Raw genomic sequence first — 17,242 nt, forward strand, 5'->3', positions numbered from 1 at the left:
GAGGCCGCTTTCAGCTTTCAGTCAGGAAGGTTGCTGTCGGCCGGATCCGGCGCGTTGAAGGCGTTCAGTACGCGCAACGTGGCTTCGAGGTCCGCGCGACTGATGCCCTTGAGGACGCGCGCGCGCAACCCGCGCAAGTCTTCTTCCATTCTGGCGGTGACCGCCTGGCCTTCTTCGGTGAGCGAGATGGTCTTGGCGCGGCGGTCGTCGGGGTCCTCGTCGCGGCGCACGAGACCGGCGGCGCACAGCTGGTCGAGCAGACGCACCAGCGACGGGCCTTCGATGCCGACGTGCTCGGCGAGCGTCACCTGACGCACCGCCTCGCCAAGACGCCCGGCGGTGAGCAGCGGCGTGGCGCATGCTTCGGAAACGTTATAGGCCGTGAGCGCACCGTGGCTCGTGCGCCGCCACTTGCGGGCGGCCGTCACGAGCGTGCTGCTGACTGCCAGACGTAAGGTGTGAAGATTCGACATCGGCGGGATGATAGCGTAAAGCGATTCGGTAGCAAACTATCTTTTCAGGTGCAGAGCCATCCCCGGATAGTAATTGAGGCGCGGCCCGCGTGCGTGCTGCTTGTCGGTTTCGGCGCCTTTCGCGCGCCGGGTGTGACGCGCGCGCCACGGCAGCCCGGCTATGTCATATGTGCTTAACGTCGTGGCGTCATGGCGGCGCGGTCTGTCGCTTTGTCCATGTATCGTTTTTGCGCTTTACGATGCGTTCCAGCGCGTGAGCAGAGCCGGCAGCTGCGCCATATCGGTGAAGACGTGCGCGACGCCTTCGGCCTTGAGGGCCAGGGCGCTGCTGTGGCCGGGTGCGGCGGGGCTGTAGCCGAATACGGTGGCGCCCGCCGCGAGGCCCGCGCGCGCACCCGTCACGGTGTCTTCGACCACGGCGCAGCGGCGCGCTTCCACGCCCAGGCCGGCGGCCGCGGCCAGATAGACATCGGGGTGGGGCTTGCTGCGCGGCGTTTCATGGCCGCTATAGATATGGTCGCCGAAGGACTCCAGCAGGCCCACCTTGCGCAATTGCAGTTCGACCTTACGCCGATCCGCGCCCGAAGCCACGGCGATACGGCCGTCGTAGGCCGCCTGCACAGCGCGCACGGCGGCGGGAGCGCCGGGAATCTCGATCAGATCGCGCGCGAGCGCTTCATTGCGCCGGGCGCGAAAGCCTTCGAGCCAGGCTTCGGTCAGGCGGAAACCCGTGTGCGCCTCTATGCGCGCGGCCTCGTCCTTGACCATCTTGCCGACGAAAATACCCATCGCCTCATCGACGGAAAGCCTCCAGCCCAGCTCGCCGAGCATCTGGACCAGCACGACATGGGTGATGCGCTCTGAATCGACCAGCACGCCGTCACAGTCAAACAGGACGGCGTCGAAGGGGAGAGCGTGGAGAGTGGGCAAGGCGGACATCGTCGGGTGGAAGGTGTGTAAGCCGAGGGGCGATGATAACCGGGATGGGGGGCGGGTGTGAGTCGGGTTGATCGGCAGAGGACTGGATTGCGACTTTCGGAATTCTCCAATTCTGGGCGTTGATGAGCCGACGGAAAGTGGACGTTCTCGCGCATAGCGATGCGCAAGCAACATCCATTTTCCAGGGGACTCACGATGGTCGACCGCTATCAATCCGAACACAGCATGCCCCGAATTCCGCTTTGCAACCAGTCTCGCGCCTCGCTTTCCTTCGATGGGCAGCGTCTGATATTGTCCGGACCCGTATTTGGCGTTTTTCGTGCCGTGTCAGGGCGCCCGGATGATCTGGGCCACTTCGACTATTCGTCCGCCCGCCAGCGGGAAGGAAGTACCGGACCGATACCGCCCGGGCGCTATTGGATCCAGCCGTCACAGATGTGGACGAATCGCTGGTATAGCCTTGCTCCGCGTGCAGCCTGGGGCGATCATCGGATCACGATTCACGTGTTTCCGGGCACCGAGACTTTCGGGCGGGGCGGATTCTTTATTCACGGCGGGACGCACGCGGGAAGCGCCGGCTGTATTAATTTGCACGCTGCAATGGAGCCTTTTGTGCGTGCATTGGCAGAAGCTGTCGCATCTTCGCCAGATTGCTATATTCCGCTGACCGTCAGGTACTGACATGGCCAGAAACACAGCATTCATATTGGTTGGCGTGGCCCTGGCGGCGATAGTCGTCGGAGTGGTCACGTTCAATGTTCTCAATTTGAGCGAGGCATACGGCGGTGGACCGCCTTACTATTCGCGCACGACGAACATGGATAAATGGAGCAGCCCGCTTCCCGTTCTTGGCCCCATCGACGTGCTAGTTGCGATTGCAGTTGCGGCTTACGCCCGATGGTGGCGACGCCAACGCTAGTGTCTGATCGGCCGCCCGGCTGGCACAATACGCGTTTTCGCTTTTGATTTACGCCTCACCATGCCGACCGATACCCACGCCGACCAGCCTTCCACGCCTGAACTGCCGGGCCGCGCGGCCTATACGCAATTCGCCGATCGCTACGCGCAGATGGCCCCGGAAAAACCGCACAACGCGCTCTACGAACGCCCGGCGACCGCTGCGTTGCTCGGCGACGTGGCGGGCCTGAGCGTGCTCGACGCGGGCTGCGGCCCCGGCATCGTCAGCGCGGAGCTCGCGCGCGCGGGCGCGCAGGTGAAAGCCTTCGACGTCACGCCCGCCATGGTCGAACTCGCGCGTAGCCGCTGCGCCGACCTGAACGTGGAGATCGCGCAGGGCGATCTTGGCCAGCCGCTCGCATGGCTCGCCGACGCCCAGTTCGATCGTATCGTCTGCTCGCTCGCGCTCGACTATGTGGAGCGTCTCGCGCCCACCTTCGCCGAATTCCATCGCGTCGCCCGGCCCGGCGCGCGGCTGGTGTTTTCGATGGCGCACCCCATGCGCGACTGGATCGACACGCGCACGCGCGGCAATCGCCCGTACTTCGACACCACGCGTTTCGGCCTGCATTGGGGCGGCTTCGGCGAACCGAAGCCTTATGTGGAAGCGTATCGCCGCCCGCTGGCCGATATCGTCAACGCGCTGCTGGAGACCGGCTGGCAGATCGACGGCATGCTGGAGCCGAAGCCGGCCCCGGAAATGAAGGCCGTCGCGCCCGCGCTCTATAACGAGCTTGCGCTCGCGCCCGCATTCCTCTGCATCCGGGCGCGCCGCGACTGATCCGGCCTGAGCGCGGCCTGAGTGCTGCTTTAGCGCCTTCTTAGCGCCGCGCGGCCGCCGAAAGCGATTCTTCGAGCGCGGCCACGCCGGCGGGCAGATCGACGTCCGCGCCGAGATCGCGCATGGTGCGGCCCAGCGCATGAACGGTGCGGAACAGATGGTGTTCGCGACATTGCTCGCCCATCTGGCCGATCCGCACAATCGGCAGTCCGAACGATCCGGCGATCTCCACCTGATACTGTTGAGAGATATGATTGCACACGTCGCGCGGCGTAAGGCCCACAGGCAGCGCGATGCCGACCACCGAATTCAGACGGCACTCCTGCGGTGTATACAGTTCGAGCCCAAGCGCGGCGACGCCGCTTTGCAGCGCCAGCGAGCAGCGCTGATGACGCGCGAAGCGCCTTTCGAGCGTCTCCGTGCAGACGAGGCGCAGCGCTTCATGCAGCGCCAGCACGCCCGACACCGGCGCGGTGTAGTGATAACCGGCCTTGTGCCAGAAGTTCTCCGCGAGCGTGGCGTCGAGACACCAGTGCGTATTCGGCGCGGTGCGTTCGCGCACGCGTTGCCACGCGGCGTTAGAAAACGCGATCAGCGATACGCCGGGAATCGAGGACAGCCCTTTTTGCCCGCCGGTGATGACCACGTCGATGCCCCACGCATCCATTTCCAGCGGCATGGTGCTCAGCGTGCAGACCGCATCGACGACGACCAGCGCGCCCGCCGCCTTGGCGATACGCACGATGTCCCTCAACTGGCGATTCCACACCGTATTGGACGTCTCGCCGTGCACGATGGTGACGATGGCGGGGCGCGTGCGCTCGATGGCCTGCGCCACGGCGTCGAGCGAGGCGATCTCGCGATCGCTCACATCGAGCGTGGAGACGTCCGCGCCGATGCGTCGCGCCATCTCCGCCATCCGGCCGCTAAAGAAGCCGTTGACGATCGAGAGCACGCGCGTGCCGGGCCATGCGAGGTTCGACACCGCCATTTCCATCGCCGCCGATCCGGGACCGGCCACGCCGAGTACCCAGTTCGAACGCGTCTGGAACACGTAGCGCGCCATGGTTTTCACCTGGTCGATGACGCGCGCCATGGTGTCGCCGAGGTGATTGATCACGACCGAATTGGCCTTTGCGACGGCATCCGGGATCGGCACCGGGCCTGCGCCCATCATCAGCAGCGGCTCGTCGGGCAGGATCTCGGTGAGCGGATCGACCGCCGGGCAGGCGACCGGCGACGCGGCGGCCGCTGCTGCCCGTTGCGGGATCAGGGAGTCGGTGGAGCGCGTGTTGTCGGTCATGATGAGTTCCTTGAGGGGGCAGCAAAACGCTGCGAGTGAAATGTGCGCGCACGCTGGCGGCAGGGGAAAAGCAGAGTGTTCTCCGTCGCGGCTCACAAAGCCATGTACAGTTGCGCACATTTCCTCTGAACAGTGAGGAAGACGCTAACCGGGCTTGCTGCGGCATGCGCTGTGAGGCGCCGTAGGGCGGCCTATAATCGCCGGTTTCCTGCTTCGCAGGATCAAGGGGGGCGCAGCATGCCGCAATTCGCCGTGGATAACCCGTTTCTCGAAACGCTCGGCGTGATCGTCGCGCAGTGGCGCGAGGGCTATGCGGAGCTTCTGATGCCGATCGACGGTTCGAAGCTCAATCGCCAGGGCGTGCTGCAAGGCGCGCAGGGGACGTTCAAATATTCGAAGACGGTCTAAAGTCATTCGTTATCCATATCGATTTGCCGGCAATAAAAGAGCCCGCGAACCGTGAGGCTGGCGGGCTCCTGCAGACCGACGCCTAAACCCGCTTAACCCAGTAGCAAGGCATCGTCGGCGAGCTTTTCGTGGCGCGTCTGCTCGAACATGCGCAGCAGGTCCGGCACATCCAGACCCCGACGTTGCTCGCCCGATACATCCAGCACCACCTGCCCCTGATGCAGCATCACCGTGCGCTGGCCGTAATCGAGCGCCTGGCGCATGCTGTGCGTGACCATCATGGTCGTGAGCTTCGCTTCATCGACGATGCGCGCCGTGAGTTCCAGCACGAACGCCGCGGTCTTCGGATCGAGCGCCGCCGTATGCTCGTCGAGCAGCAGAATGCGCGACGGTTGCAGCGAAGCCATCAACAGGCTCACCGCTTGACGCTGGCCGCCCGAGAGCAGGCCGATACGATCCGCCAAACGGTTTTCGAGGCCCAGATTCAGCAGGCGCAGTTTCGCGCGAAACAGTTCGCGGTCCTGCTTTTTCAGCGCCGGACCAAAGCCGCGCCGCTTGCCGCGCGCCATTGCCAGCGCCATGTTTTCTTCGATCGTCAGCGCTTCGCAGGTGCCCGCCATCGGGTCCTGGAACACGCGCGCGACCAGATGCGCGCGATCCCACGCCTGCTTCTTCGTGACGTCGTTGCCGTCGATGGTGATCTTGCCGCCGTCCACCATCTGATCGCCGCTGATTGCATTGAGGAAGGTGGACTTGCCCGCCCCGTTCGAGCCGATCACCGCCACGAACTGGCCGGTGGGGATTTCCAGCGTAAGGCCGCGCAGCGCGCGCGTTTCGATCGGCGTGCCGGGGTTGAAAGTGAGTTTGAGGTCTTGTGCGCTGAGCATAATTCAGGCCCTCCCGTTCTTGCGGCCGAACAGCTTCTTGCGCGTCGCGGGCAGCACGAGCGCGACGGTCACGAGCACGGCGGTGACGAGGTTCAGGTCCTGCGCCTTGAGGCCGATGAAATCGCTATTGAGCGCGAGTGCAATAAAGAAGCGATAGAGAATCGCGCCCAGCACGGCGGCGAGCGTCGTGAGCACCAGACGGCGCGCGGGCAGAATGCTCTCCCCGATGATGACCGCGGCCAGCCCGATCACGATGGTGCCGATGCCCATCGAAATATCGGAGCCGCCCTGCGTCTGCGCGAACAGCGAACCCGCGAGCGCGACCAGCGCGTTGGACAGCGCCATGCCGGCCAGCGTCGCGCGGCCCGTGGCGATGCCCTGGGCGCGCGCCATGCGCGGGTTCGCGCCGGTCGCGCGCAGCGCGAGACCGTACTGCGACGAGAAGAACCAGTCCACGCCTAGCTTCGCCGCGAGCACCACCACGAACAGCGCGAGCGGGCGCAGCACGTAGTCGGGCAGCCAGGCGGGCTGGATCATCGTGAAGACGGTGGATTCGGTGATGAGCGGCACGTTGGGCGCGCCCATCACACGCAGGTTGATCGAGTAGAGCGCGATCATCATCAGGATGCTGGCGAGCAGATCCATGATTTTCAGGCGCACGTTGAGCCAGCCGGTGACGAAGCCCGCCGCCGCGCCTGCGATCATCGCGCAGAGCGTGGCGACGAACGGGTCCTGGCCATGCGCGATCAGCGTGGCCGCGACCGCGCCGCCCAGCGGAAAGCTGCCGTCAACGGTGAGGTCGGGGAAGTTGAGGATGCGAAACGAGATCAGCACCCCGAGGGCGACGAGGCTGAAGATCAGACCGATCTCAAGCGCGCCCAATAGCGAATAGAGGGACATGGGAAATCCTGTTGCGGTTTCCGGCGGGCGGATTGCGGTGACGCGGCCGGATGGGTCGCCGCGCGCGCCGCGCCGCCCGGGTGAGGCGGCGTGACGCGCGCGTGCGCGAGGCCCGATGAAGGCCGGTGCTTTGCTTGCGGCTTGCTGCTGTTACGTGTCACGCGTTACGCGGGCACGTCGTGCATCAGATGCCCGCGAGGCGCGTCACTTGACGACCGTAGTCGCGTCCTTGAGCAGATCGGCGGACAGCGTCACGCCCTGCTTTTGCGCGGCGGCCGGATTCACGAACAGTTGCAGTTTGCTGCTGGTTTCCGATGCGATCGCGCCGGGCTTTTCACCATTGAGAATACGCACGACCACCTTGCCGGTCTGATGGCCCAGGTCGCTATAGTCGATGCCGAGCGCCGCAATGGCGCCGCGCTTCACGCTATCCGTATCGGATGCGACGAGCGGAATCTTCGCCTCGTCGGCCACCTTCACGAGTGCTTCGTAGGCCGAAACGACGTTGTTATCCGTGTTCGTGTAAATCACGTCGACCTTGCCGATCAGGCTCTTCGCCGCCGCGCCGATATCCACCGTGCGCGGTGCTGCCGCTTCCTTGAGCGTCATGCCCTGTTGCGCGAGCAGTTGCTTGAGCGCCTTCACGACCACCACCGAATTCGCTTCGCCGGGGTTGTAGACCATGCCGACGGTCTTCGCATTCGGCACCACGCGCTTGATGAGCGCGACCTGCCTGTCGAGCGGCAGCTTGTCCGACACGCCGGTGACATTGGTGCCGCTGGGCGTCCACGTCTTCACGAGCTGCGCGGCCACCGGATCGGTCACGCCCGAGTACACCACGGGCACCGACTTCGTCGCGGCAACCACGGCCTGTGCCGAAGGCGTGGCGATGGCGACGATCGCGCTGGGATTGTCGCCGACGAACTTGCGGGCGATCTGCGCAGCGGTGCCGGTATTGCCCTGAGCGCTCTGGTATTCCCACGTGAGATTCTTGCCTGCGTCGTAACCGGCGGCCTTCAGCTCGTCGCGCACGCCGTCGCGGATCGCGTCGAGAGCGGGGTGTTCGACGATCGACAGGACTTCAACGGTGGCGGTGCCGGCGGCGCGTGCTGCGCCCGAGGTCAGGGCGAGCGCGGCAGCGCTGGCGATCAGGGTAAGGGTGGCGGCCTTGGCGGCGACGAGCTTGAAGGTTTTCATTCTGTTTGATCTCCCCCGAATGTTCGGTTCTGGACGGGTGTGGTCCGCTTGCGCGGCAACGCCGTCGTCCTATGCATCCCGTTTCGCGCACAGCGAGCACGTCTTCACCTTGCGTGCTCCTTACGCCATGCGCCGCGATGGTGCATAAGACCGGCGGCGAGGCAGCGAGCATACCACCGACTTTTAGCGATCCGGCACGCGCACCGGAACAGTGCGGCGAAGATGCGACGGCCTGTCACCGGCACTCAAAAAATAGTGGATGCGATTTTCAGGAAAACTCCGCAGGGCGCCGGAAGTTTTCCCGGATTCAGATCGGAAATAATGCGAATGGTGAATGTGAACGGATTAAGGCTGTGATCGCGCTTCGAAATCCTCTTGCGATGAAAGCATTGTGTAAATTTATGATAAAAATCAATCAGTTGGCGCATTTTGCATTTAGGGTTTTTACTATGTTGCAGCGCGGGACTCAGAGGAAAAAATTTCAGGGCGGATAATCCGTTTCTTTTCGGATAAAGGCATTCGGTCAGTCTTCCGGACGATTTTCCGATCGGAAAGAACAGTGCGATTTATTTCGAATCGGAAATCGATTTTCCTAAAGCCACGCCAGGCATGCGTTTCGACGAGCTTGTCCCGTCGGACGTCTCTACGTCGGCCGATTTTTCAAATGTTTTCAAGCTCTTTGGCGTGATTTTCCTCGATTGACGGCGATCAGTACTTCGCGAGGTATCGGAAAAAACCCTCGGTTGCGAGTGGGGGATTTTATTGATAGCATCCGCCGGTCGCTGATTGAGCCCGGACCACCCTCCGGACGAAATGCAGTGAACGGGGCAGGCGGATCGCTTGCGCAACAGGGAATACGTAACAACGTGCTTCTCTCCGAACTCAACCGCAACAAAGCGGGTGATATACGCCGGGCCCCGTCACGTCTTTAGTGTTCTCAGCTTTTCTGGCCCGTCGTTGTCGTCCCCCTTGGCTCGTCCTCGGGGTGCTGTTCGTTTGCGCAGGTCATCCGTCTGACCGGTTGACCCGAAACCAATCGAGGAGCTCCTGATGACGTCGTTGTCCTGCCTTACCCGCCTTACTTCTGTCTCCGTGGCAGCCGCGCTGCTCGCTTTTGGTGCAGCCGCTCACGCCGACACCGTCAAGATCGCTATCGCCGGCCCGTTCAGCGGCGCGGTCGCCCAGTACGGCGACATGGTCAAGGCTGGCGCCCTGACCGCAATCGACCAGATCAACGCCGCCGGCGGTGTGAACGGCAACAAGCTCGAAGCCGTCCTGATGGACGATTCGTGCGAGCCGAAGCAGGCCGTCGCCGTCGCCAACAAGATCGTCTCGCAGCACATCCAGTACGTGGTCGGCCACGTCTGCTCGGGCTCGACGATCCCCGCATCCGACATCTACGAAAACGAAGGCGTTGTGATGGTCACGCCGTCGGCCACCGCGCCGCAGCTGACCGAAGGCAAGAAGCGCCAGTTCATCTTCCGCACCATCGGCCGCGACGACCAGCAAGGCCCGGCCGCTGCCGCCTACATCATCAACAAGGTCAAGCCGAAGAAGGTCGCGATCCTGCACGACAAGCAGTCGTACGGCCAGGGCATTGCGACGTCGGTGAAGTCGGCGCTCGACAAGGCGCATATCCCGGTCGTGGTGTTCGAAGGCATCAACGCAGGCGATTCGGACTACTCGGCAGTCGTTACCAAGCTCAAGTCGCAAGGTGTGGACTTCGTGTATTTCGGCGGCTACCACCCGGAAATGGGTCTGCTGATGCGCCAGTCGCGTGAGCAAGGCGTCAAGGCTGTGTTCATGGGACCGGAAGGCGTGGGCAACAAGGACGTGACGGCCATCGCCGGCCCGGCCTCGGAAGGCATGCTCGTGACGCTGCCGGCCGACTTCGCAGCCGATCCGGCCAACGCGAAGCTGGTGAAGGCATTCGCGGATGCGAAGCGCGACCCGAACGGCCCGTTCCAGATGCCGTCGTACGCGGCAGTGGAAGTGATCGCCGACGGCATCGCCGGTGCAAAGAGCACCGACCCGACCAAGGTTGCGGCTTACCTGCACAAGAACGCGTTCAACACGCCGATCGGCAACGTGCAGTACGACGCACAGGGCGACCTGAAGTCGTTCCGCTTCGTTGTGTACACGTGGCACAAGGACGCCACCAAGACCGCCGCGAACTGATCCCGGCGCTGCACGCTGCCAGAAGTTGCATAAGCGGTATTGAGCGGCATACGCCCCGTCTTTTGTTGTGGCGGGGCGTTTTTATAGCCGCTCCCTGGTGGTTGTGCGCGCAACCATGAAAACGGATTGGTACGGTTCTAAAGGGTCTCTTACCGGCTTCATCGCCGCGGGGCTTAAAGCATGAATGATTTTCTTCCTCAGTTTACCCAGCAGCTCGTCAACGGGCTCACGCTGGGTGCGATCTATGCGCTGATCGCCATCGGCTATACGATGGTCTACGGCATCATCGGCATGATCAATTTCGCTCACGGCGAGATCTATATGATCGGTGCCTATGTGGGCCTCGTCACGCTCACGGCTATCGGCACCACCGCGGGTTATCCGCTGCCGCTCGTGCTGGGAGCGGCGCTCATCGTCTCGGTGGTGGTCACCGGGCTGTACGGTTTTGCGGTCGAGCGCGTCGCGTATCGGCCGTTGCGCGGCGGCCCGCGCCTGGTGCCGCTGATCTCGGCGATCGGCATGTCGATCTTTCTGCAGAACTACGTGCAGATTGGTCAGGGTGCGCGCGATGTGTCCGTGCCGATGCTGATTTCCGGCGCGCTCGATTTCAACATGGGCGGCAACTTCGAAGTCACGATTCCGTACGCGCGCATGCTGATCGTAGGCACCACGGTCGTGCTGATGGTCGCGCTCACGCTCTTCATTTCGCGCTCGCGTATGGGCCGCGCCTGCCGCGCTTGCGCCGAAGACATGAAGATGGCCAACTTGCTGGGCATCGACACCAACCGCGTGATCTCCTTCACGTTCATTCTGGGCGCGATGCTGGCGGCGGTGGGCGGCGTGCTGATCGGTCTGACGATCGGCAAGCTCAATCCGTACATCGGCTTTATCGCCGGTATCAAGGCGTTCACGGCGGCGGTGCTGGGCGGCATCGGCAGCATCCCGGGCGCGATGCTCGGCGGTGTGCTGCTCGGTCTGGCCGAAACTTTCGCATCGGCGTACATGCCGTCCGAGTACAAGGACGTCGTGGCGTTCGGCCTGCTCGTGCTCGTGCTGCTGTTCCGTCCCACCGGCCTGCTCGGCAAGCCGGACGTCGAAAAGGTGTGAGGTCGATATGAGCCAAACTGTTTCGGTTCGCGCCGCCGGCCATAGCGGCCCGTCTTCGTCGCAGACGTTGAAGGGCGCGTTCGTGGCCGCATTCGCGACCATCATTCTCACCGCGCCCATCCTGGGCCTGCAGCTTACGCTCGACGGCTATCAGGTGGTGTTGCAGCAGCACTGGCATCCGGTGTGGATTGCCGCTGCCGTGGTGTTCGTGTTCCAGCTCGCCAAGCCGATGTTTGTGCGCGCAACGAGTTCGGTGAAACTGCCAAAAGCGCCTGCCCTGGGCGCGCGTCAGCAGCGCGTGGCGATCTGGGCGCTGCTCGCCTTCGGCGCAGTGTTCCCGTTCATCAGTTCGCGCGGCACCATCGACGTCGCCACGCTCGCGCTCATCTACGTGATTCTGGGTCTCGGCCTGAATATCGTGGTGGGTTTCGCGGGCCTGCTCGACCTGGGTTACGTGGGCTTTTACGCGGTGGGCGGCTATACGTATGCGCTGCTCAACCAGTATTTCGGCTTGACGTTCTGGGAATGCCTGCCGCTCGCGGCGCTCGCTTCGGCGGCGTTCGGCTTCGTGCTGGGCTTTCCGGTGCTGCGTCTGCGTGGCGACTATCTGGCGATCGTCACGCTCGGCTTCGGCGAAATCATCCGCCTGCTGCTCAACAACCTCACGAGCATCACGGGCGGTCCGGACGGCATCTCGGGTATTCCGAAGCCCACCGTGTTCGGCTTCGAACTCGCGCGTCACGCCAGTGTGGAAGGCGCCAAAACCTTCAACGAGCTGATCGGCATCGAGTACAGCGGCGAGCACATGATCATCTTCCTGTACCTGCTCGCGCTGGTGCTGGTGGCGTTCACGCTTTTCGTCACGAGCCGTCTGCTGCGCATGCCGATGGGCCGCGCCTGGGAAGCGCTGCGCGAAGATGAAATCGCCTGCCGCTCGCTCGGTTTGAACCCCACCCGCATCAAGCTCTCGGCGTTCACGCTGGGCGCTTCGTTCGCGGGTCTCGCCGGTGCGTTCTTCGCGGCGCGCCAGGGACTGGTCACGCCCGAGTCGTTCACCTTCATCGAATCGGCGCTGATCCTGGCCGTGGTGGTGCTGGGCGGCATGGGCTCGCAACTGGGCGTCGTGCTCGCCGCGATCCTGCTGACGGCGTTGCCTGAAGTGGCGCGCGGATTTGCCGAGTACCGCATGCTGATTTTCGGTCTGGTGATGGTGCTGATGATGATGTGGCGTCCGCAGGGGTTGTTGCCCGCTAGCCGTGCGCACGTGGAGTTGCCGCAATGAGTGCACAAGCGTTGTTGAAAGTGGCGGGTCTGCAGATGCGCTTCGGCGGTCTGCTCGCGGTGGACGGCATCGAGTTCGATGTGCGCCCGAATGAAGTCTTCGCCATCATTGGGCCGAACGGCGCGGGCAAGACCACGGTGTTCAACTGCGTGGGCGGCTTCTATAAGCCGACCGCGGGCGACATCGTGCTCGACGGCCACGCGATCAACGGGCGGCCGAGCCACCAGGTTGCGCGTCGCGGCCTCGTGCGCACGTTCCAGAATATCCGTCTGTTCAAGCAACTGACGGTGCTCGAAAACCTCATGGTTGCGCAGCACCTGAAGGTGAACCGCAATATGCTCAGCGGCCTGTTCGCGACGCCTGCATATCGCCGCGCCGAACGCGCCGCGCTCGAACGCGCCGCTTACTGGCTCGAACGTCTTGGCCTGAGGGACGTGGCCAACCGCGAAGCCGGCACGCTGTCGTACGGCCATCAGCGCCGACTCGAAATCGCGCGCTGCATGATCACGGACCCGCGTCTGTTGATGCTCGACGAACCGGCGGCCGGTCTGAATCCGCAGGAAAAGATCGAGTTGCAGCACATGATCGACGGTCTGCGCAACGAGTTCGGAATCTCTGTACTCCTGATCGAACACGATATGAGCCTGGTGATGGGCGTTTCGGACCGTATCCTCGTGATGGAACACGGCAAGCCGATCATGATTGGCAAACCTGAAGAAGTGCGCAACGATCCGCGCGTGATCAAAGCCTACCTGGGAGAGGACTGATGCTCAAGCTGGACAAGGTCCATACCCATTACGGCGCGGTGGAAGCGCTGGCGGGCGTGTCGATCGAAGTGAAAAAGGGGGAGATCGTCACCCTGATCGGCAGCAACGGCGCCGGCAAGACCACGCTGATGATGACCGTGTGCGGCACGCCGCGCGCATCGTCGGGACACGTGACGTTCGAAGGTCAGGACATCACGCGCATGCCCACGCATGAAATCATGCGTCTGGGCATGGCGATTTCGCCCGAAGGCCGCCGTGTGTTCCCGAGCCTCACTGTGCTCGAAAACCTGCAGATGGGCGGCTTCTTCGCCTCGCAGCACGACATCGACGCGGGCATCGAGCACGTCTTCAAGCTGTTTCCGCGCCTTAACCAGCGTGCGAAACAGCGTGCGGGCACGATGTCGGGCGGCGAGCAGCAGATGCTGGCGATTGGCCGCGCGCTGATGAGCAAGCCGCGTTTGCTGCTGCTCGATGAACCGACGCTCGGGCTTGCGCCGCTCGTGATCGCGCAGATATTCGACATCATCCGCACGATTCGCGAAGAAGGCGTGACGGTGTTCCTCGTCGAGCAGAACGCGAACAAGGCGCTGCATGTGGCCGATCGCGGCTACGTGCTCGAAACCGGGCGCGTGGTGCTGGCCGACAGCGCCGACAACCTGCTCGCCAACGACGACATCAAGCGCGCCTATCTGGGCGGTTAAAGCGCTCGCGTTCGACGACGTCGCCAGACGGTCCGCGCATGTCTCCCCTGTTAAAGGGGCGATTGCGCGGGCCGTATCTATTTGTACGAAGCGATTCAATCGCTGCGCGCGTGTGCCAGTTGCGCAAGCTGGGCGACGAGCCGCATCAGATCGCCCTGACTGCGCGTGGCCGTTTTGGCGAAGACATGATGCAGATGCGTGCGCACGGTGGAGGGCAGAATCCGCAGCGCAGCAGCGATATCGCGTGGATTCGCGCCATTGCCGATCTCGCAGGCCACGCGCGCCTCGGCGGGCGTGAGCGCGTAAAGCGCAATCAGGCGCTGCTCGATCCCGCGCTGTGCGGCCTGCGGGTCGATCACCATCAGCATGGCGTTGCCGCGCTGCGCGCCAAGCGGGGACACCAGCACCTGAAGCGGCATGTCGCATGGCGTGCGCTCGATCAGCATGGCGCTGCCGCTGCGCGCGGATGAACCGCTGCCCGCCGCATTGGCGATCAGCGCATGGAGCCGCTGCGTGGTCGTGGACGAACGCGTCTGCAAGCCATGCGAACTCTCGCGCAAGCCAGGCGGCTGCACGAGCAGCGCGGCAGCGGCCCGATTGGCGAAGCTCACTCGCGCTGCGCGATCGACGATCAGCACGGCTTGCGCGAGACCATCGAGCGCATCGAAGGCATCGATTGCGGCAGGCGGTTCGCGACCGGATTGCGCATCCTCAGTGAACAAACGGCGTTGCACGCGGTCAACTCCCGCCATTGCGAAGCATCGTGAGTAGCGTCGATGTGGCGACCGGCGCGAGAGGCGCCGCCGGGGCCGCACAGACAGGAGAGGGTGTGGCTGCGCAGCAAATTCGCGCAGGAGGAACCGTGGGAGGCAAGTTAGCAAACCGCCTGCTCGCGCCATGCGCCGCAGCATGCCTGACGCATTCTTCAATGAATAGACGATAAAACTTTCAATCAGGTTTCGATTTGATGCGTTTCTCTTTCTTCGTGTAGCGCAATTTGAGGGGGACTGGACAACTGGCCCGCGCTCACGATAATGGTTTGTCCCGCACGGGGACGCGGCTTCGCTTAACAAAAATGAGGCGCCGCGCACGTCACAAATAAGTCACACCGGAGAGTTGTTGGATGTCTGAAGAGTATGAAGTGCACGGGCCGCACGATCACGCGGTCGAACATGCCGCGGCCGGCCACGGCCATGCAGCGCATGGTGCCGAAGGCGAGCGCGACCCCTTTCCGGGCCGCATGGCGGTCATGACGGCGATCCTCGCGTCGATCGGCGCGATCCTCTCGTACCAGAGCGGCAACAGCGAAAACCTCGCGCTCTATTACAAGAACGAGGCGGCGATCCACAAGACCGAAGCGGCGAATCAGTGGGCTTATTACCAGGCCAAGGGCGAGAAGCAGAATCTCGCCGAACTGGGCGCATCGCTGGCCGCGCTTGCGCCGAACGCCGCCGAAGCCCAGCGACACTTCGCCGCCGACGCCGACCGTTATCGCCAGCAGAAGGATCCGATCCGCGCCAAGGCCGAGGCGCTGGAGAAGCAGGTGCAAGCCGACGACGAGCACGCAGAAGAGTTGCTGCACGGTCACCATCGCTGGGCGCAGGCCACTACGCTGATCCAGATTTCGATCGCGCTCACGGCAATTACCGTGCTCACGCGCCGCAAGTGGCTGCTGCGCACCTCGGTAGGGGTTGGCGCGGCGGGCGTGGTGATGGGTTTGCTCGCGTTCTTCGCGGGCCAGGCGTGATATGCGCGCCTGGTGCGCCTGGTGCGCCGCCAGACCTCATCAATCGCTAGCCGCCACACACGATGGCGGTCAGCAGCAGCGGCACCACGGATTTGACCGTGGCGTCGCTGTTCGCCTCGCTCACGCGTGTGCGCACAGATTCCGCGGGCGCCGACACCACCACGCCATAAAGCGGCGCCTTGATCTCCTTGCCCGCGCCGTGCCGGAACAGATCGTCGTCGCGCGCATAGCCCAGCACCACATAGATGGGAAAGCCAAACGCGCTCATGCGGATGCCCTGCGCGGGGCGGAAGGCGTTGACCGAATTGGCTTCGACCCGGCTTGGCTTCGGGTCGATGGACTTCTCTTCAATCAGCGCCGAAATAAATTCATGCGGATTCGACGTGCAATCGAAGTGCTTGTCCTGATTCTGTTGGGGTTGCGCGCCGAGCGGCGGGCAAAACCCCAGCAGCGCCGCAAGGGCGGCGAAGGCGGCAAGCAAAGGCACCACAGGGACTCGACGCTGTTTCATGGCAGTGACGATGGCAGTAACGGCTACCGCTTGAGTTCCACTGGAATCCATTCGACACCGAAACCCCGTTCCTGTTCAAGGGGGCGGCACACAAATTGCGCAAATCTGCGCCACGTAGCCGTCCCTTTTCAGTGCAATTGAAGCGATTGCTGTAGCCCTTACAGCATCGACTTCGCCTGGCTCAGGATCTTGTCGCATACCTGTTTGGTGGCGGCCTGCTTGAGACCGCTGCCGGAGAGGTCGAGTTGCTGGCCATTGCCGGCCGTGAGAATGCCGCCCGTCCCCTTCTCGTAGCCGCTATCGGTGGTGGAAGCGCCGCCGGGCAATTTGCTGAGCAGCGAGTCCTTCACGTTGCCGGCCGTGTCCGCGTTCAGGTAATTGTTCTTGATGCAGAACTGCAGCAGGCCCGTGACATTGCCCATGCTGTTCGAGGTGACCGACGAGCCGGATAGCGCACTGCCAAGTCCGCCGAGATTGCCGAGCGCGCCCGAAGTCGAGCCGCTGCTGCCGCTCTGGTTGAGCAGATTGCCGAGCTGGGCGTGTGCGGCATGCCAGGGCGCGAGCAGGGTGGCGCTCATGGCAGCAGCAGCGGTCGCGGCGATCAACGCGCGCGTGCTGCGCGAGGTGAATGTTTGCATACGACGGATCTCCTTGAAGGCCATGGCCTTCGTACTATAGACGGATTCGTCGGCTGGCTTTTTCTGGATGGCTATGCGCAACGTGAGCAGTTCATGCAAAAACCGCGGTAATTCTCTAGCGTGATTTGCATGCGATGCAAACAGATTTGGTCTATGAGCAAATGCTGGCAGGATGAAGCAACCGTGCAACCGGCGTATTGAATGCAATTCATCGTCGTGTCATTTGTTGCGTGCACAACTGAGATTCGGGGAGAGGTTTCGGCAGAAGAGCGACCGGGACCAAATGGATGGGCGCGGTTGAAAGCGATGCAATTGAAATACTGAAATTGCGTTTGCGATGTAAAAGGCATTTGCCTCGACAGGGCGAGGCGTCGGCGTCGCTCATGCGAAGCACAAAGTAACGCGAATTAACATGCCGATACGACGCTGCAGCGGCGCACCCGTTGTCTTGCAGGGCGCATACGAT

19 protein-coding genes are annotated in these 17,242 nt (G+C 63.1%); 10 read left to right on the top strand and 9 right to left on the bottom strand.

The genetic code is table 11. From position 1 onward, the window contains the following. Positions 1-17 precede the first annotated feature (17 nt). Both F4827_RS11505 and F4827_RS11510 read right to left on the bottom strand, forming a co-directional pair. Positions 18-473: a MarR family winged helix-turn-helix transcriptional regulator gene (locus F4827_RS11505; protein ID WP_183724073.1), complete on the bottom strand. Its 456-nt coding sequence runs from the start codon at positions 471-473 to the stop codon at positions 18-20. A 234-nt stretch (positions 474-707) separates the two neighbouring features. Then, positions 708-1,403, bottom strand: coding sequence for an HAD family phosphatase (locus F4827_RS11510; protein WP_260175126.1), 696 nt, complete (start codon positions 1,401-1,403; stop codon positions 708-710). A gap of 204 nt (positions 1,404-1,607) precedes the next feature. On the opposite strand from F4827_RS11510, the gene F4827_RS11515 reads away from it, so the two are divergent. Next, on the top strand, positions 1,608-2,093 hold the full coding sequence (locus F4827_RS11515; RefSeq protein WP_183724075.1) for a tlde1 domain-containing protein: 486 nt from the start codon (positions 1,608-1,610) through the stop codon (positions 2,091-2,093). A gap of 298 nt (positions 2,094-2,391) precedes the next feature. Further along, positions 2,392-3,150 carry a class I SAM-dependent methyltransferase gene (locus F4827_RS11520; protein WP_183724076.1) on the top strand — a complete coding sequence of 253 codons (759 nt, stop codon included), beginning with the start codon at positions 2,392-2,394 and terminating at the stop codon, positions 3,148-3,150. Between the two features lie 40 nt (positions 3,151-3,190). On the opposite strand, the gene F4827_RS11525 is transcribed toward F4827_RS11520, so the two are convergent. Then, positions 3,191-4,327: a pyridoxal-phosphate-dependent aminotransferase family protein gene (locus tag F4827_RS11525; protein ID WP_409258789.1), complete on the bottom strand. Its 1,137-nt coding sequence runs from the start codon at positions 4,325-4,327 to the stop codon at positions 3,191-3,193. A 363-nt stretch (positions 4,328-4,690) separates the two neighbouring features. Here F4827_RS11525 and F4827_RS11530 point away from each other — a divergent pair, with 363 nt between their 5' ends. Then, positions 4,691-4,861, top strand: coding sequence for a hypothetical protein (locus tag F4827_RS11530; RefSeq protein WP_409258786.1), 171 nt, complete (start codon positions 4,691-4,693; stop codon positions 4,859-4,861). A gap of 92 nt (positions 4,862-4,953) precedes the next feature. On the opposite strand, the gene F4827_RS11535 is transcribed toward F4827_RS11530, so the two are convergent. The 3 genes from F4827_RS11535 to F4827_RS11545 all read right to left on the bottom strand — a co-directional run bounded on the left by F4827_RS11535 (position 4,954) and on the right by F4827_RS11545 (position 7,845). Continuing rightward, entirely contained in the window at positions 4,954-5,748 is a 795-nt protein-coding gene (locus F4827_RS11535) for an ABC transporter ATP-binding protein (protein ID WP_183724078.1), read from the bottom strand. Positions 5,749-5,751: 3 nt separating this feature from the next. Continuing rightward, positions 5,752-6,648: an ABC transporter permease gene (locus F4827_RS11540; RefSeq protein WP_183724079.1), complete on the bottom strand. Its 897-nt coding sequence runs from the start codon at positions 6,646-6,648 to the stop codon at positions 5,752-5,754. Between the two features lie 204 nt (positions 6,649-6,852). After that, a complete protein-coding gene (locus F4827_RS11545; protein ID WP_183724080.1) occupies positions 6,853-7,845 on the bottom strand; it encodes an ABC transporter substrate-binding protein in 993 nt (330 codons plus the stop codon). A 137-nt stretch (positions 7,846-7,982) separates the two neighbouring features. Here F4827_RS11545 and F4827_RS11550 point away from each other — a divergent pair, with 137 nt between their 5' ends. From F4827_RS11550 to F4827_RS11575, 6 genes are all read left to right on the top strand, one after another. Next, positions 7,983-8,339 carry a hypothetical protein gene (locus F4827_RS11550; protein WP_183724081.1) on the top strand — a complete coding sequence of 119 codons (357 nt, stop codon included), beginning with the start codon at positions 7,983-7,985 and terminating at the stop codon, positions 8,337-8,339. 556 nt (positions 8,340-8,895) lie between these two features. Beyond that, positions 8,896-10,023 (top strand): branched-chain amino acid ABC transporter substrate-binding protein, encoded by a 1,128-nt coding sequence (locus F4827_RS11555; protein WP_183724082.1) that lies wholly within the window; start codon positions 8,896-8,898, stop codon positions 10,021-10,023. Between the two features lie 180 nt (positions 10,024-10,203). Next, positions 10,204-11,130 (top strand): high-affinity branched-chain amino acid ABC transporter permease LivH, encoded by a 927-nt coding sequence (livH, locus tag F4827_RS11560; protein ID WP_167066992.1) that lies wholly within the window; start codon positions 10,204-10,206, stop codon positions 11,128-11,130. Positions 11,131-11,137: 7 nt separating this feature from the next. Next, positions 11,138-12,412 (top strand): high-affinity branched-chain amino acid ABC transporter permease LivM, encoded by a 1,275-nt coding sequence (locus F4827_RS11565; protein ID WP_183724083.1) that lies wholly within the window; start codon positions 11,138-11,140, stop codon positions 12,410-12,412. Continuing rightward, positions 12,409-13,179: a high-affinity branched-chain amino acid ABC transporter ATP-binding protein LivG gene (gene livG / locus F4827_RS11570; protein ID WP_183724084.1), complete on the top strand. Its 771-nt coding sequence runs from the start codon at positions 12,409-12,411 to the stop codon at positions 13,177-13,179. Before F4827_RS11565 ends, livG begins: the two co-directional genes overlap by 4 nt. Next, positions 13,179-13,880 carry an ABC transporter ATP-binding protein gene (locus F4827_RS11575; protein WP_183724085.1) on the top strand — a complete coding sequence of 234 codons (702 nt, stop codon included), beginning with the start codon at positions 13,179-13,181 and terminating at the stop codon, positions 13,878-13,880. The genes livG and F4827_RS11575 overlap by 1 nt, the downstream gene beginning before the upstream one ends. A gap of 95 nt (positions 13,881-13,975) precedes the next feature. Here the strand turns inward: F4827_RS11575 and F4827_RS35810 are convergent, their stop codons facing one another. Then, on the bottom strand, positions 13,976-14,614 hold the full coding sequence (locus F4827_RS35810; RefSeq protein ID WP_183724086.1) for a helix-turn-helix transcriptional regulator: 639 nt from the start codon (positions 14,612-14,614) through the stop codon (positions 13,976-13,978). Positions 14,615-15,003: 389 nt separating this feature from the next. Between F4827_RS35810 and F4827_RS11585 the strand changes: the two genes are divergently transcribed. Next, positions 15,004-15,627, top strand: a complete 624-nt coding sequence (locus F4827_RS11585; RefSeq protein WP_183724087.1) for a DUF4337 domain-containing protein — start codon at positions 15,004-15,006, stop codon at positions 15,625-15,627. Positions 15,628-15,673: 46 nt separating this feature from the next. Here F4827_RS11585 and F4827_RS11590 read toward each other — a convergent pair whose 3' ends face one another. Together F4827_RS11590 and F4827_RS11595 are read right to left on the bottom strand one after the other, a co-directional pair. Beyond that, complete coding sequence (locus F4827_RS11590; RefSeq protein WP_183724088.1) at positions 15,674-16,138, bottom strand: hypothetical protein; 465 nt, start codon at positions 16,136-16,138, stop codon at positions 15,674-15,676. Between the two features lie 158 nt (positions 16,139-16,296). Further along, on the bottom strand, positions 16,297-16,776 hold the full coding sequence (locus F4827_RS11595) for a DUF2501 domain-containing protein (protein ID WP_183724089.1): 480 nt from the start codon (positions 16,774-16,776) through the stop codon (positions 16,297-16,299). Positions 16,777-17,242: the final 466 nt, after the last annotated feature.

Source organism: Paraburkholderia bannensis, from assembly GCF_014200455.1.
Classification (GTDB): Bacteria; Pseudomonadota; Gammaproteobacteria; order Burkholderiales; family Burkholderiaceae; genus Paraburkholderia; species Paraburkholderia bannensis_A.